This is a genomic window from Shewanella oncorhynchi (genome assembly GCF_030848765.1).
Taxonomy (GTDB): Bacteria; Pseudomonadota; Gammaproteobacteria; order Enterobacterales; family Shewanellaceae; genus Shewanella; species Shewanella oncorhynchi.
On sequence record NZ_CP132914.1, the window covers coordinates 1946026 to 1963087 of the forward strand.

At 44.5% G+C, this 17062-nt stretch carries 10 protein-coding genes and 1 pseudogene; 6 read left to right on the forward strand and 5 right to left on the reverse strand.

The genetic code is table 11. From position 1 onward, the window contains the following. Positions 1 to 86: 86 nt before the first annotated feature. Positions 87 to 2132 (reverse strand): bifunctional 2',3'-cyclic-nucleotide 2'-phosphodiesterase/3'-nucleotidase, encoded by a 2046-nt coding sequence (locus tag RA178_RS08750; protein ID WP_028759576.1) that lies wholly within the window; start codon positions 2130 to 2132, stop codon positions 87 to 89. Positions 2133 to 2839: 707 nt separating this feature from the next. Between RA178_RS08750 and RA178_RS08755 the strand changes: the two genes are divergently transcribed. Next, a complete protein-coding gene (locus tag RA178_RS08755) occupies positions 2840 to 4984 on the forward strand; it encodes a M3 family metallopeptidase (RefSeq protein WP_306685159.1) in 2145 nt (714 codons plus the stop codon). 206 nt (positions 4985 to 5190) lie between these two features. Here RA178_RS08755 and RA178_RS08760 read toward each other — a convergent pair whose 3' ends face one another. The 3 genes from RA178_RS08760 to RA178_RS08770 form a co-directional block, all read right to left on the reverse strand. Further along, positions 5191 to 5574 carry a GCN5 family acetyltransferase gene (locus RA178_RS08760; RefSeq protein ID WP_113940933.1) on the reverse strand — a complete coding sequence of 128 codons (384 nt, stop codon included), beginning with the start codon at positions 5572 to 5574 and terminating at the stop codon, positions 5191 to 5193. After that, entirely contained in the window at positions 5575 to 6024 is a 450-nt protein-coding gene (locus tag RA178_RS08765) for an acetyltransferase (RefSeq protein WP_263142521.1), read from the reverse strand. Between the two features lie 276 nt (positions 6025 to 6300). Further along, positions 6301 to 8508: a M3 family metallopeptidase gene (locus RA178_RS08770; RefSeq protein WP_306685160.1), complete on the reverse strand. Its 2208-nt coding sequence runs from the start codon at positions 8506 to 8508 to the stop codon at positions 6301 to 6303. 253 nt (positions 8509 to 8761) lie between these two features. Between RA178_RS08770 and RA178_RS08775 the strand changes: the two are divergent. The 4 genes and pseudogenes from RA178_RS08775 to RA178_RS08790 all read left to right on the forward strand — a co-directional run. Further along, a pseudogene (locus RA178_RS08775) lies at positions 8762 to 8962 on the forward strand (dipeptidase); the annotation flags it as partial. A gap of 525 nt (positions 8963 to 9487) precedes the next feature. Beyond that, complete coding sequence (locus RA178_RS08780) at positions 9488 to 10315, forward strand: hypothetical protein (protein ID WP_306685161.1); 828 nt, start codon at positions 9488 to 9490, stop codon at positions 10313 to 10315. Positions 10316 to 10416: 101 nt separating this feature from the next. Then, positions 10417 to 11712: a hypothetical protein gene (locus RA178_RS08785; protein ID WP_306685162.1), complete on the forward strand. Its 1296-nt coding sequence runs from the start codon at positions 10417 to 10419 to the stop codon at positions 11710 to 11712. 465 nt (positions 11713 to 12177) lie between these two features. Beyond that, positions 12178 to 13392 (forward strand): IS4 family transposase, encoded by a 1215-nt coding sequence (locus RA178_RS08790; RefSeq protein ID WP_306685163.1) that lies wholly within the window; start codon positions 12178 to 12180, stop codon positions 13390 to 13392. Between the two features lie 452 nt (positions 13393 to 13844). On the opposite strand, the gene ggt is transcribed toward RA178_RS08790, so the two are convergent. Further along, on the reverse strand, positions 13845 to 15584 hold the full coding sequence (gene ggt / locus RA178_RS08795) for a gamma-glutamyltransferase (RefSeq protein ID WP_263171905.1): 1740 nt from the start codon (positions 15582 to 15584) through the stop codon (positions 13845 to 13847). A 108-nt stretch (positions 15585 to 15692) separates the two neighbouring features. On the opposite strand from ggt, the gene RA178_RS08800 reads away from it, so the two are divergent. Beyond that, entirely contained in the window at positions 15693 to 17033 is a 1341-nt protein-coding gene (locus RA178_RS08800; protein ID WP_306685164.1) for a GNAT family N-acetyltransferase, read from the forward strand. The last annotated feature ends 29 nt before the right edge of the window (positions 17034 to 17062 follow it).

Sequence of the window (17062 nt, forward strand, 5' to 3'; positions counted from 1 at the left end):
TCGCAGATTAGCGTTAATTTAATCTGTAGGGAATAAAAAAGGCTCACGAGGAGCCTTTTTGAGCATGATATTTCGGGATTGAACGCTTATTTGGTTAGGTTGATGCTATAAACGGCGAAACCCAGTTCATCCTTACCGATCTTCTTCATTTCACGTTGTTTATTGGCTTCGATAAAGGCAGCGGCTTTGTCACTGTCTTGGGTTTCGAAGCGAATGTCCAATGTGACGTTGGTAGTGATGGTTTTGAAATCCCAGTTGTAATCGGCACTTGGATTGACCATAGCTTCGTACTTACCTGTGGTTTCGTTGTACTTAGATTGCGCTGTGATATAAGCAGCTAGCGCTTCACGGTTAGTATCGGGCAGTTCAAGTACCACATGGTCGCTACCCGTACCAGCAAACTTACCCCCAAAGGCGCGGTAGTTATTTGAGGTGACGATAAATTCTTTCGCGGCAAATTCTTCACCTGTGATGACTTTGCCGTTTTCGTCTTTATAGCTTAAATCAACGATACGGTTTGCGTTGGCATTAACGACGGCGCAATCGCGGTCAAACTTGCTCGGTTGGGTCACATCAATTTTATAGGTTAAGCCATCCAGTACGTCGAAGTTGTAGGTTGGATGACCATCCCAATTGATTAAACCTTGTGGGGTGGTTTTTGCTGGGTCAATTTGATTGAACTGGTTCGCTGAGCACTCGAGCCAATCTTTCAATTCGGCGCCCGTTGCTTTGACGGCCACCATAGTATTGGGATACAGGTACAGATCAGCGGCGTTTTTAAAGGTCAGTGGGCCTTTATCAACTTGCACAAATTGATCGGCATCACTGGTTGTACCGTGGCGACCGCCCGCTTTAAAGGGTGCAGAGGCTGACAGCACTGGCAGCCCTTTTAATGCTGCAGGTAATTTCGCTTTCACGTTAGCGATTTGCGCATCGGAAACGATTTGTACCGTAGGGTCGTCCTGCACTAAGGTAAGGAAGCTGTACATGTCCGCTGCGGCAACGCCGATAGGTTCATCCACAAAGGCGAGGGTGCCTTGGTGTTCTGCTGCGACTGCATCTTTAATTGCGGGATCTTGGCTAACTAACTCTTCCTTAGTTGCACCATTATATATGGGGCGAGCTTGCGTTTTGGCACTAAGGACATGCCATTTGCCATCTCTACGTTCAAGTTTAAAGTCAACAACCCCTAAGTTATCACCCCAACGACCTGGCATCACTGCGGGGACGCCGTTCAGTAGGCCTTTAGTGACATCAGTATTGGGTAAGTCGGCATACTTAGCATCAGGGAAGATAGAGTGGCTGTGGCCGAATAGAATCGCATTGATACCATCAACATAAGTCAAAGCGTAAGTGGCATTTTCAGCCATAGGATCGCCAGGATTTTCCGTTGAACCAATGCCAGAGTGAGGAATGGCGATAATGATATCGGCCCCTTTGGCTTTCATTTCGGGGACATATTTTTTCGCGGTTTCAATAATATCTTCGACCGTCACTTTACCCGTCAGATTTTGTTTATCCCACAATAGAATTTGCGGTGGCACAAAACCAATATAACCAATGTTAATGGTTTGATTATTACCTTCACTGTCGATGATGTTTTTTTGTTTGATGATATAAGGGGTGAATAAATGCTCACCTTTTTTAACCTCATTCCAGCAACCATTATCGTCGGCGCAATAAACGTTTGAGTTGATATAAGGGAAATCTGCACCACTAATAGATTTATTTAAGAAATCTAAACCATAGTTAAATTCATGGTTACCGATATTACCGACTTCATAATCTAATAGGTTCATGGCTTTATAGGCTGGATGAATATCACCCATTTGCAGGCCAACTTTAGCCATGTAATCGCCCATTGGGCTGCCTTGTAGTAGATCGCCGTTGTCGACGAGTACGCTGTTTTTGGCTTCGTTGCGTGCAGCGTGGATTAAGCTTGCAGTACGGGCTAGACCGATAGTTGGGTCATTTTTGCCACTGTAGTAGTTGAAATCCATGATATTTGTGTGCAGATCTGTGGTTTCGAGTACCCGTAAATCGGCTTGAACGACTTTGTCGTCATCAGAATTACAGGCGCTTACACCAAGGGCGGCAGTGATCATCACTGCGAGTATTTTCTTATTTAACATAGTTATCTCTATTTATATTTATTTGACCCCAATGCATGTTCCGTAAAAGAACATGCCCATCATCCCGTTAATTCAGCGTAATTTAACTGTTAGGTTAATTTGCCGCTAAGTTAACGAGCGGGAATTATAAAGACATTTGATGATCTGAATGTGACATTAATCGGATAAAAGCTGTTTCAAATTGTGACTCAAGGTTTGCTTGCCTAAATAGTGAGCCGTTTAGCCTGTTTATTTGTTACAGCAATGTTTAAATAATTACAGTAAACAGTTTATTAAGAAGAATTAATATTTGTTATTGGAATGGCATTTTATTTGCTCAGCCCCTTGTCTATGTCGGGGATATTTGACGTAAAACTTCAGTAGAATTGTTTTAAATAATTCTTTTACATCAAATTTTAGCCAATGTTGATCACTTATGCGCGCATGTCTCTTGGCTTGATTGAGGTGAGTTAGGTTTAGCGTAGCGTTGGCATAGGCTTATTTAGACGGGTAATACACATAAAGTGATACAAATTAGCGGCGCTCTGGGCGGGTAAAACTTGGCTGAAATGCGCGTAACTTGTTAAGGTAGTTCATCGAAATTGACGTACGAAGCTACACAAGTTCGTTAAAACAGACTGTTGTAAACCGAAAGCCAAAATCCGTTTGCGCGCACCTTTCACCTTAAAAATACAATCGAAAGGGCAGCAACATCCAAGGGAGTTAATATGCGTAAGTCCGTTATTACCACAGCCGTAGCTGCGGCATTGTTACTTGGCGCTTGTTCAGACAAGCCTGATGTAAGCACCAATGAAGCCAAAAATGCCGTTGCGACTCAATCCGCCGTCAAAACCGAAACAACTAATGTGCTGCTGAGCAAGAGTCCACTGCAAGATCAAGCGCCGCAATTTAATCTTATTCAGTCCGCAGATTATGCTCCCGCCTTCGAGCAGGGCATTAAAGCTCACGATGCAGAAATCGCGGCGATTGTGAATAACAAACAAGCGGCTAGTTTTGACAATACCATTCTCGCCATGGAAACCTCAGGTGAATTATTAACGCGCGTATCGCGTACCTTCTTTAATCTCGCAGGTCTGATTTCTGATGATGATTTCCAGAAAACCGAAGCGGATCTTGCACCTAAGCTATCTGCCCACCGAGATAATATTTATCTTGATCCGACTTTATTTGCCCGTGTTGAAGCCGTATACCAGCAAAAGGGCAGCCTAAATGCGGAAGATCAGCGTTTAGTTGAATACTACTATGAGCAGTTTGTCCGCGCTGGCGCGAAATTGTCGGCCGAAGATAAAGCTAAGATGCGAGACTTTAACGCTGAGCTTGCAACCTTAGCGACGGACTTTTCACAAAACAGCTTAAAATTATTTAAAGATGATGTGATTGTTGTGACTGATAAAGCCCTGTTAGCCGGTTTATCCGACAGCGAAATTGCTACTTTAGCTGCGGCTGCTAAAGCTGCTGGTAAAGAAGGCTATTTGATTACTTTAGTCAACACGACACGCCAACCTGTTCTTTCTAGCCTGAGCAACCGTGAACTGCGCCAAAAAGTGTGGGAAACCTCGGCGCACAGAGCCGTCGCAACCAATGGTCCATTGATTGTTAAAATGGCGCAAATTAGGGCTAAAAAAGCCAATTTACTGGGGTTCGATACTTGGGCATCCTATGCGGTTGCTGATCAAATGGCGAAAACCCCAGCCGCTGTGTATGAAATCCTCGACGATTTAGCGCCAAAAGCTTTAGCTCGCGCCAAAGTGGAAGCGGCTGATATTCAAGCTGAAATCAAAAAGGCGGGCGGTGATTTCGAGCTTCAACCTTGGGATTGGGCTTATTACGCCGATAAAGTGCGTCAAGAGAAATACTCCCTCGATGAAAGCAGCATCAAGCCTTATTTCGAGTTTAATACTGTACTGAAAGACGGGTTGTTTTTCGCTATGCATAAATTGTATGGCATCAGCTTAAAACCGCGTACTGATTTACCTGTGTGGCATTCCGATGTTTTAGCCTTTGAAGTCTTTGATAAAGATAACAGTTCTATTGGCTTATTCTATCTAGACCCGTATGCCCGTGAAGGCAAAGGCGGCGGCGCGTGGATGGATGAGTTCGTCACCCAAAGCGGTCTGCTCGGCACTAAGCCCGTTGTCTATAACGCGCTTAATATTCCTAAGCCAGCCGATGGCCCAACGCTAATGACCTTCGATGAAGTGACCACTCTGTTCCATGAATTTGGCCATGCGATACACGGTTTATTCTCGCAGGTGAAATACCCAAGCGTGGCTGGCACATCAACCGCACGTGACTTTGTTGAGTTCCCATCACAGGTTAACGAAGATTGGAATATCGATCCTGCTGTGATTGCTAACTATGCCAAACACTATAAAACGGGTGAGCCAATTCCTAAGGCGCTGCTCGATAAAATCTTAGCGGCAAATAAGTTTGGCCAAGGTTTTGATACCGTTGAGTACCTGTCAGCGGCCTTGTTAGATATGGAATGGCACTCTATCAGCGCCGATACTCAAATTAGCGATGTAGAGAAGTTTGAGCACCAAGTATTAGCTAAACACGGCCTCGATTTTGCGCCAATTCCCCCGCGTTATAAATCGAGCTACTTTAGCCATGCCTTCTCTGGCGGTTATTCAGCTGGATATTATGCGTATTTGTGGACCGAAGTGTTTGCCGCCGATGCCTTTGCCTATATGGGCGAGCAAGGTGGCTTAAAAGCCGATAATGGTGACAAATTCCGTAAGGAAGTCTTATCTAAAGGTAACAGTGAAGATCTCATGCAAGATTATATTCACTTTACTGGTAAAAAACCGACAACAGAGGCACTGTTAAAGCGCCGCGGTTTAGTCGATTAATTGTAATAAGATAAAGGCTTGTTAGGGAAACCTAACAAGCCTTTATTTATTGATGTTGGGGCGGATTTATTAACCATTTTTTGTTTCAAGACAGGAGGTTTAGAGGATAAGGAAATCTACCGATAACGCGCTAATCACAGTTCCAAAATAGTTTGTTGAAATGTTGTCGAAAGACAGTCTTAAACTATTTTTTATTGATTAAATTGTTATGTTTGATTGTCGCTTATAAAGTTAGCAATAGTGTCCTCCTTACGTTGACTCTCTAATAGCCACTCAACCCTCCATTCTGTTAGGCGTTCACCTGTTTTATGAATGAATTTTCCTGCTTCTGGTTCATCAATCCATTCAAGCTGTTTAACAAGTACTAAAGGCGCTTCAGACCCGTCAGTTTCATTCGAAAATTCAAGAGCCTCATTATAAGTATGAAATGCGTAATAGTAGATTTCACCATCAAATTCATCTGGAGCACCTTGCCAAGGGCGGCACCAAACACGATATTCTAAGACTTGATCATAGAAATAACCGCCGCCTGATTTTGTTTCCGCCGGATACTCTCCAACCCTATTCTCATCGATTGAATCAGGATACATCTACAATCCCTCAATGGAATATAACGCCATATGCAACAGCGGATAAGGTTTACCCTGTCCATCAACGGGTGAGCGACCTGTTACTGAAAAACCAATATGCTGGTAAAAACCTAATGCTTGCTCATTCTGCTCATTAACATCAACCTTTGTGGCTCCCAGTTCATTAATGGCATGTGTCGCTAGCATGGAACCAATCCCTTTTCCGCGCGCGTCAGGTGAGATGAACAGCATTTCAATATTGCCATCATGTACCCCGCAGAATCCGAGGATTTCTCCATTGTCATTTTTAGCGCACTTTAAGTGAACGGCGTCAAAATATTGTTCGAGGATCAACGGCTTTAATTCCTGTAGATCTTCTTCTGCTAAAAAGTCGTGGGTTGCTCTCACCGATGCTTCCCAAATATCGAGCAGACTAAGATGATCTGCTTTTTCTACCATCTCAATATTCATCATATAACTCTATTGAAAATTTAATGCCGCCTAAGTGGCGAATAATAGTGGGTTAACATGTGAAGCGGGAACGTACCATTATTACTAATCCGCATTTAAGAAGTTTAGGCGTAAGTTCCGTAACATCTTTTTCCCAAGATGTTACCTGCCAAGCTGCACTCTGTCATCTTGACCTTTCTCGCTATTTCCCTATTTAGTATCAGTAAAATAAAAACAGGGAGTATTCGCTCCCTGTTTATGATATTTAAAACTTCAATTTAGAGGGATGATGTTATGTTACTCGGCCAGTAATCCGCGGCTACGCAGTAGCGGCTCGATACCGGCTTCTTTACCGCGGAAGTTTTTATACATCAGCATAGGATCATCGCTGCCGCCTTTCGAAAGGATATTGTAACGGAAGGAATCCGCAGTGGCCTTGTCGAAAATGCCGTTTTCTTTAAAGGCTTCGAAAGCATCCGCACCTAAAATATCCGACCAGAGGTAGCTGTAGTAGCCTGCTGAATAACCGCCTGCAAAAATATGCGAGAAGTAAGTGCTGCGATAGCGTGGGCTAATTTCTTCAATCAGTCCCATTGCCGCTAATGAGTCCGCCTCAAACTTGGCCGCATCCTTTGGTGTAGTGTCGGTCAGTGTGTGCCAATCTAAATCGAGTTTAGTGGCCGCCATGTATTCAACGGTAGAAAACCCTTGGTTGAACTTGCTGGCTGCTTGGATTTTCTGCACTAGCTCCTGCGGGATCACTTCGCCGGTTTTGTAGTGCTTGGCAAATTGGGCTAACACTTCTGGCTGAGTCATCCAGTTTTCATTCACTTGCGATGGGAACTCAACGTAATCGCGAGGTACAGCGGTGCCGCCCTGTGAGCGATATTCGACGTTCGATAACATGCCGTGTAGTGCGTGGCCAAATTCGTGGAATAGTGTGCTGGCTTCATCGAAAGTCAGCAACGCTGGCTCATTACCCGCTGGGCGAGGGTAGTTTAATACGTTGACAATAATAGGTTTAGAATCAACGCCATTCATATTGTATTGCTTGCGGAAGGAGTTCATCCAAGCGCCGCCACGTTTGCTGTCGCGGGTGAAATAGTCACCCATAAAGATGGCCATCAGTTTGCCGTCTTTATCGTAAACTTCCCAAGTACGGACTTCTGCATTGTATTTTGGCAAGTCGGTGCGTTCTTTAAAGGTTAAACCGTACAAACGGTTAGCCGTGTAGAACACGCCTTTTAATGTACTGTCGAGGGAGAAATATGGACGGGTTTGTTGCTCGTTAAAGCTGTACTTAGCGACACGGATCTTGTCGGCGTAGTAATCCCAGTCCCACGCTTGCAGCTTAAAATTGCCACCTTGAGCGTCAATCATAGCTTGCATATCAGCCACTTCGTTTTTGGCTTGGGCCAATGCCGCTGGCCATACTTTATTGAGTAAACCGTAGACGTTTTCTGGTGTTTTAGCTGTGCGTTCTTCTAACACGAAATCCGCATGGGTTTTATAGCCCATCAGTTGAGCATGTTCAGCACGCAGGGCAGCAATCTTAGCGAGGATAATCTTGTTATCGTTGGTGTTATTGTTGTTACCGCGCTCGATATAGCCTTTGTAGAGTTTTTCACGTAACTGGCGATTATCGGCATAGGTTAAAAAAGGCGTGATAGAAGGGCGAGACGTGGTAAATACCCACTTGCCTTCGTGGCCACGTTTTTTGGCGGTTTCAAAGGCTGTGGCAATCACATCTGCGGGTAAACCCGCGAGATCGGCTTTACTATCAACCACTAATTCGAATGCATTGGTTTCGGCTAATAGATTGTCACCAAAGGTTAAATTGAGTTTGCCGATTTCTTCGTTCAGCGCGCGCAGTTTGGTTTTATCTGGCTCGCTTAAGTTAGCGCCGCCACGGGTGAAAGATTTATAGGTATCTTCCAGTAATTTGGCTTGGGCTGTGCTGAGCTTCAGGTTGTCTTTTGCGTCGTGGACAGCTTTAACTTTTTGAAACAGTTTGTCATTAAGCAAAATATCGTCTTCGGCGGACGATAACATAGGCGACACTTCTTTGGAGAGTGCTTGCAATGCTTCATTCGTATCCGCGCCCGTCAGGTTAAAGAAGACGTTAGAAACGCGCGTCACTAGATCGCCAGAAAACTCCATGGCTTCAATCGTATTGGCGAAGGTGGGTTTGGCTTTATTATCAACAATCGCTCGAATTTGTTCGTGTTGTTGGGCGATTCCCGCTTTAAATGCGGGGAGGAAATGCTCAGGCTTGATTTTATCGAAGGCCGGAATTTCCATAAAAGTATCATAGGGTTTAAAGAATGGATTAGTCGCATTCTGGCTGATAATTTGCGCTGACACTGCATTTGGCGCTGCGTTTGCTTGAACACTGGCTTCGGGTTGTTGTGTGCTACAAGCGCCCAAAGTTAAGGCTAAAGCGATGGCACTTAGCGTGCGGGCTTGGGCTTTGAGGGCTTGCGGTTTGAGGGTTAGTCCCTTCATTATTTGTTCCCCGTTAGGTCGATATTGTTATGGATGTTTGCATGATGATGGCCTTGGATTTCAAGAAAAAATTGAAGTCTACGTGCGGCTAAAACCATTAAATTAAGCTTAATGTGACTGTTTAACATGTATCGGACTAGGGGTTCCATCGATTTTGTGTTTAGTTTGTAACAAATGTTTTGTTTCAGGCTTTTAAGCAAAAAATGATGGCAAACTGGGCGAGGATATTACCGTTTCTAGGGCGTGCGTTCTTGGCATAGTTGGTCTTAAATCCGTTGAAATTGGCGGCTCAACGAACAGTAAATTATTCCCCATTGCTTTAAGTTTTGCCCAAGCGATGCTGGGCGTGGAATACACTGGCCATACCGAAAAAGAGTTCATCACCCATAAGCAATTTATGCTGAACCTAAAAATGTACACCGCAGCATTTATCGAGCTATCGGCGGTGAAATAGTGATCTCTACCATTACAAACTTCGTTTGAATTCTTTAATCACAATCAAAGTCGTGGGGCTTCACCCCCTGATTTTTTAATAAAGAGTCGACCAAGGAGGACTGCTCGTCCTATCCTCCTTGGATGCTCCATGACGTCCCCAACTGAGTTGAAAGCCCCTTGTGCTTATTGCCAAATTTGCTATCGCTTCCGAAGGATGCGTCCCTGCACCTGCGAAAGCTAGTCGGTCATCCATGCCGAACTCACGCACTCTTTATTAAATCAAGAGCTCTATTCGCCCTGCGGCAACTCCGAGGGGAGGTGTATTCCTTGGAGTTTTGAGTCGTTAGATAGCGATTCATCAGCAAACAATAAGTGCGAAAAATGAGAAAGCTAAAACGATATCAAGTGATTACCCATCAAACTGTATAAAAAACCGCTACCGCAAAAAAGCAAATTCCTATAGCATCATTCATACCCATTTACACGGATGTGGCAGCGCATAAATACTAAGACGTTATGAGCTAAAGCATATACCGAGAGAACTATGAGTAATCGACTTCTGCGAGCGCCAAAGTTTGAATACTCACCGGTAAATCAATGTATTTATTGTGGAAATTCAAAAGACAAGCTTACTGATGAACACATAATTCCATTCGGATTGAACGGAAATTTCGTGTTACCAAAGTCAAGTTGCGCAAAATGTGCAGAAATCACTTCGAAGGTAGAGCTTCGTGTGCTTAGGGGATTTCTAGACGTAGGCCGTCGTGCTATGGGGGTTTCATCTCGGCATAAAAAGCGTAATAAATCGCCGACAGCACCAGTGAGATTCATAATTGGCCAGAAACGTGTTGATGGAGAGATGCCTATCGAGGGCGGTTTTCACACTATGCACTTACCTATCTTCACAACACCATTGGCGCTCGGAGGTAAAGCAAAGGATATTAACCCTGCAAGTATAGAGGTTGCAGGTATCGACACATTACACATCGGCAATGAAATAGACTGTCTAAATAAGAATCGAGCTACAGGTATCGAGGTTGAAACAAAATTAGATATCTGGTCCTTCATTCGAATGCTGGCAAAAATAGCGTACTCATATTATGTAGCCGAGAAAGGGGGGTTCCCTAAAGAAGAAAGCCCGATTCTTCCCATAGCATTACAACAGCATAATAATGCTAAGCAATGGATCGGGTGTTTAGAGGACCATCCGCTAATCAAACCTGAGAGTAATGCGTTGCACTTGATGGATATAACTGAAATATTGGGAGAGGACAGCTCTGTTTGCTCGGTCGTTAGGATCAAACTGTTTTCGGTAAAGTCAGGCCCAACATATTCAGTTATAGTGAGAATACATGGTGGGAAAACCGCATAACAATCGTAGGCACCGAGACAAAATTTCCGCTTCGCTACAGTTTCGCCCATGCTGCGAGCGTTAGCACCCTCACTATAAATTGTTACTAAGGATGTATTTAATTGAAAAAAAATAGTGATGAAGTTTTTGGAGTGTCGAATACGATTCTAGAGTATTCATACGTAGATAGAGGGAATTTGGATGCTGAAATATCTAGGCACTTGAGAAGAAAAAATCATGTAGCATTACGAGGAGCATCGAAATCTGGTAAGTCTTGGCTAAGACAAAAATGTATACCTGATTCTTTGGTTGTTCAATGTCGTTTTAAAACAACAACTTTAGATATCTATACAGATGCTTTGTCTCAATTAGGAATAAAGCTGATAGTTGAGGAAACTCAAAAGGACACTATAAAGGGGAAAATAGAAGCCACAGCGGATGGTGGTATTGCCTTGATTGCTAAAATAAAATTAAAACTGGGGCTAGAAACAAGCCAAGAAGATGCAATAAAAGGTAAAACTGTTGGTCACGATATTAATGATTTACGATTTATTTCAGACCTAATCAAAGAATCTGGAAAGAGATTGATTGTTGAAGATTTTCATTATTTATCTATTGATGAAAGGTTGAGATTTTCCTATGACTTGAAAGCATTATGGGATTACGGTTGCTTTATTGTGTTGGTTGGTGTCTGGACTAGAAGTAATTTGTTAATTGCTCTTAACCGTGATTTGGCTGATAGAATTGTCGAACTCTCAGTGGACTGGACAGAGTTAGAGTTAAAACAAGTCATTAAAAAGGGTGCTTCTGTACTTAAAGTTGAATTCAATGATTCTGTTTTGAATCTATTGGCTAAAAATTGCTATAAAAATGTTGGGCTTTTACAAAAGCTCGTTCTTGCTTATCTGGATGAATTAAATGTTGAGACAGAGCAAGAATCATTGCTTGAGTTAAACAATATCGAGGCTTTTGACTCGGCTGCGATGTCGCATGCCGAACAACTAGATACAACGTATCAGCAGTTTGCCCGAGATGTTTCTTCAGGAATAAGAAAAAGGAAAGATAGTACAGGTATTTATGCTCATGCTATGGCTGCAATTGTTGAAGCTGAAGATAATCTTTTAATTGAAGGTTTTACTTTAGATGAAATACTTAGCATTGCGTCCACAAGACAGCCACGTATCATTAAAACAAACCTGAGAACAGTCTTGCAAAAACTTGAAGAATTGCAAGTTGACTCAGACGGTCGAGGATTGGTTATCGCTTTTAATGATGCTAATGATGAGATTACTGTTATTGATAGGCGATTCCTGTTTTATAGGAAATACGTAACAATTAATTGGCCGTGGGAAGAGTTAATTAAAGAACATGAAACTGCTATCGAAAGTAAGTCCATAATAATCATCAAAGAGTTCTAACAAAGGCCTTAAGGTGACACCTGACACTCGGCGGTTTTGGTTTGAATTGTATTTGGTTTAGTAAGTAATGCGCTGGCGCACCTTATGCCAAGCGCTAATCCATAGAAATTTTTATCCGAAATTCATTTGTTAGTGCTAATGATCTCACTCAGAAATGTCCAAAAGATTGCTGTGTATTTTTATTAGCCTTATTAAAAAGCATTTATAAGTCATCAATAAATAAAATGATTAGTCAATCTGATAACTGTGAATGTTAGATCTGTCTTTAGAAGCAACAAGTTATGATAATGGCTGAAAGGTGAGCCATGGTGATTAGCGAGACGACCGTCCGCCCCATGGATGGGGCGGTCGAGCACTGAAGAATCCCCTGATGATTTACATATAAATCATTAGATTGGAGTGAACTTGCACCTTGAAGTGTGATCTGATGGAAGTGCGAACAAACATCAATCACAGGGCTTCAAGGTGCAAGTGTTAACTATCTTACATCAATCTCTCTATCAACATTGTCCAGAAATCCATCAAAAGCGACTCAATACCCTCATGGTTGCTTGCCGAGCACTTATCAACGCGGATTGCCTCACCCTAACGCATTTAGGGCGGCACATTGATGGCACCAGCACTCATACTAAGCACTCAATAAAACGCATGGATAGATTGTTGGGCAACCCGCATCTTCACCATGAAAGAATGGCTGTTTATCAGTGGCATGCAAAGTGGTTGCTAGCAGCACATACGATGCCGACAATATTGGTGGATTGGTCAGATATGCGTGAAGGTCGTGAGCTTATTGCGCTACGCGCCTCTATCGCTATCAAAGGTCGCTCTATCACGCTCTACGAACGAACATTTCCGTTAGTGCTGCAAGGCACTCAAACCGCCCATAATCAGTTTCTTAATGAACTCAGAAAAGTATTACCTGACAACATCACCCCGCTGATAGTCACTGACGCGGGCTTTCGTAATCCATGGTTTCGAAAAGTCGAGCTGCTCGGTTGGTATTGGCTGGGTCGCGTTAGAGGATTGAGTGTCTATCGGCCGCATCCTTTCGGTCGCCAATTTTCACTAAAAGCGCTTTATCCCCAAGCCCGTCGTCGCGCAAAACATGTTGGGCGGGTGGCGTTATCGGTAAAGAAACCTTTGTTATGTGAGATGGTATTGTTCAGGGCCCCAAGTAAAGGCAGAAAAGGTCAGCGAAGTACGACAACAGACTGTCACCATACTGCGCAATGGACGTATGAGTTGACCGCCAAAGAGCCTTGGGCACTGGTGACTAACTTGACCATGGAAGCCATGTCGCCTCAAAAACTGGTTAATATTTACCAAAAGCGGATGCAAATAGAAGAAACCTTTAGAGATTTAAAAAGTCCCGCTTATGGCTTTGGTTTACGTCATAGCAGAACACGTTACGCGGCGAGGATGGATATACTGCTATTGATAGCATTATTGGTGCAACTGGCATTTTGGTGGGTAGGATTATACGGGGAAACACAGCAATTACAGCGGCACTTCCAAGCAAACACGATAAAGAAAAGGAATGTGCTATCAACAATCAGGATGGGCAAAGAACTGCTGCGACGACGGCATGATTACCCCATATCAGCAGATGATTTGCTTTGTGCTGCGAAGAAACTAGCTGAACTCTCATTAATTCATGGTTGTTGGGGTTATGAATTATGAGGGGAGCCTACAGGGTCGAGCATCCACGGACGGACTGGCTGCGCGTCGATGAGTGAATGCCATGGCAAGCCTATATGAGTGGATACCAGCCAACGCAAGTGTCCCAACGATAGAAATAACTGGCCACCCAGTACAATTCACCTACATGTTTTGTCTTGAAGTGAGTGGTGTTTAGTATGATATTTCATGATTCAGTTGCAGCGTCACTAAAGTAAAAAACAATGTAAATTAGCATAATAACTTTTCCACACAATAAAAAGCCCTTCTTATACAGTGATGTATAGCAGGGCTTTTTGATTGCGAGTTTGTATTCGTTGAGCGGAAGGACAAGCTTTACTCAGGGTTTATGACCTAGATCGAATAGGTCATAAATCCTTTTATCTCATCCACCTATTTCTCTCACTCATTTCTTTACACTCATTTCTTTCACTAAAATCGGCATCATGGGGATGCTAGTAGCCGATGGCTTCGCTACCTGAGTGGCGCGGATCAGACGCACCAAAAATTCCTTGTTCGGTCACCATGATTGATTGCGTACTGCCCATAGCGGACTGAACTTTTACCTTGTGCCCTTTGGCTTCGAGCAGGGAAATGGTATCGCGATTAAAGCTGGACTCGACTCGCAATTCATCGGGTTGCCATTGATGATGAACCCGCGCCGCATTACTGGCTTCCGCGATATTTAATCCATGATCAATAACATTCATGATGATCTGCAGTGTGGTGGTGATAATGCGCGAACCACCTGGACTGCCAGTGACGAGGAAGGGTTTGCCATCCTTCATCACTATTGTTGGGCTCATTGAACTGAGTGGGCGCTTATTGCCTTCGACCGCATTAGCATCACCGCCTACTAAACCGTAGCCGTTTGGCACGCCGGGTTTGGCAGAGAAATCATCCATCTCGTTATTGAGCAAAATCCCTGTTCCCTTAGCCACTAAACCTGAGCCGTAGCTGAAGTTTAAGGTGTAGGTATTAGAGACAGCGTTACCCCATTTATCGACTACCGAGAAGTGAGTGGTTTGGTCGCTCTCATAGGGGGCGAGCTTGCCGGGCTTGATTTCAGCGCTCGGTGTTGCCTTATTCATCGCAATTTGGCTGGCGATTTTTTGGGCGTAGTCCTTACTGGTTAAGGCTCTGACTGGCACCTTATAAAAGTCGGGATCGCCTAAGTATTCGCTGCGGTCGCTATAGGCGTACTTCATGGTTTCTGCCATCAGATGAATCGTCTGGGCGGTATTGTGGCCGAGTTTGTCTATCGGGAATTGCTGCAATACGTTGAGCATTTCTATGATGTGCACGCCGCCCGATGATGGCGGTGGCATAGACACAACTTGGTAACCGCGGTATTCACCGCGCACGGGTTCACGTTCCACAACCTTATAATTTTTAAGGTCGTCTAAGGTCATAATGCCGCCAGCATCTTTCACCGCATTGATGAGCTTAGTGGCGGTTTCACCTTCGTAGAATCCTTTGGTGCCTTTTTCAGCGATAAGACTTAACGAATGGGCAAGTTCAGGTTGTTTAAGAATATCATCCACTTGATAGTCACTGCCGTCGGCTTTGTAGAAGATAGCGGCCGTGGTTGGCCATTGGGCCATGCGGCGTTTTAGGCCAGCAAGGGATTGGGCAAGATCTGGCGTCACGCTAATGCCTTCCTGCGCCATTTTAATCGCGGGCGCGGCGACTTGGGCGAGAGTCATAGTGCCATATTTTTCAAGGGCTAAGCTCATGCCCATCACTGTACCTGGCACACCCACGGCAAGACCGTGTTCACGGCTCAGTTTTTCAACTGCGTCGCCATTTTCGTCGAGGAAAATGTTTTTCTTGGCTTTAGAAGGGGCCATTTCACGGTAATCGATAGCGATGGTTTTGTTTTCTTTGGCAATATGCACCAGCATAAAACCACCGCCGCCGATATTGCCTGCACGGGGTAAGGTGACTGCCAAACTGAAGGCGACAGCCACGGCGGCGTCAACCGCATTACCGCCTTGCTTTAGGATCTCAACGCCGGTGCGACTGGCGAGAGCTTCTTGGCTTGCGACCATGCCATGCTTAGCCCACACAGGTTGTGCGGTGGCCATCTGGCTGAAAATTGGCGATTCATCGGCAAGCAGACTGGGAGATGATAGTAAGGGAAGCGCCATCGCAATGGCGAGAATAAGAGGTCTAAAAGGTCTTGTTGGACGCATACTCAATCCTGAATTTATTTTAATTATGGCTATGCAATGTGCCGAGAATTAGGCTTAATTGCAACCTCGTATACTTGTTCACACCAGTAAAGGACGATAATTTACCCAATGAGACAGCTTATTTTGGCTTTTGCGAGCTCAATGTCGGATATTTCGACCAGTGCGTGGAATGCCGCCATGGGTGAGGCGAATCCATTTTGCCGCCATGAGTTTCTGTTGGCACTCGAGCAAAGCCGCTCCGCCTGCACTGCAACCGGTTGGACGCCTCGACATTTATGCGTGTTCGATGCGGGTGACACATTAAATGATGTCGCCAGTAAGGATAAAAGCTTGTTGCCTTTGGCTGAAGGAGGGTTTATCAGTGTGCAAACGGCTAAGCACTTCAATCAGTTCCCACTTATTGCCGTCATGCCCTTGTACCAAAAATCCCACTCCTACGGTGAGTATGTGTTCGATTGGGCGTGGGCCGAAGCCTATGAGCGCCATGGGCTCGATTACTATCCCAAATGGGTGAATGCGATCCCTTTTACCCCAGTGCAAGGTCAACGGATGGGCATTCATCCCGCAGTAGAGCGCGCCGAGCAACTGCGCGTGGCGCAATTACTGCTGATGACATTGAATCGCCAACTAATATCAGCGCAGGATAATCTCGTACTTGAGGAAGCTATTCTTAATCAGCCAGGGCTGGGCGATAACCCGATTTCCTCATGGCACAGCCTGTTTGTTACCCCAACACAAACGCCGTTATTTGAAAGTTTGCCACATTCGCTGTTAAAACGCTTAGGCACTCAGTTCCATTGGCATAATCGCGGTTATCGGGATTTTAATGATTTTCTGGCGGGCTTTAGTTCCCGTAAGCGTAAAAATATCTTGAAGGAGCGGGCGCAGTTACAGCCTTTTAATCTTAAGTTTCAGTTTGTCGAAGGGGAGCAGACCACCGCTTCGCAATGGCAGACTTTTATCCAATGTTATCAATTAACTTACCTTAAGCGCTCCGGTCATCGCGGCTATTTAACGCCAACCTTTTTTCAGCAGTTGGGGGCACAACTCGCTGCGCAAGTCCTACTCTTGGTGGTTGAAGATGCAAAGGGCGAGATGGTCGCTGGCGCCTTGTATTTAAAAGGTGAGAATACCCGAGGGCAGAAATGCTTATATGGTCGTTATTGGGGAACGACGGTTGAGCTCGACGGTTTACATTTTGAGGCCTGTTATTACCAAGGTATTCAATATTGTATTGAACATGAGTTTCAAGTGTTTGATGCGGGCGCGCAGGGGGAACATAAGGTGCTGCGAGGCTTTGAACCCGTAGCAATGTATTCCTACCATAACATCGCCCATTTGGGATTTAAGGCGGCGATTGCCGACTTTGTTGAGCAAGAAACACTGCAAATGCAGCAATATATGGCGCAGATGCAGGATGTGTTGCCCTACAAAAAAGCGCCTTCATAAAGACCGCGTTAACAGGACTTTATTGGGCT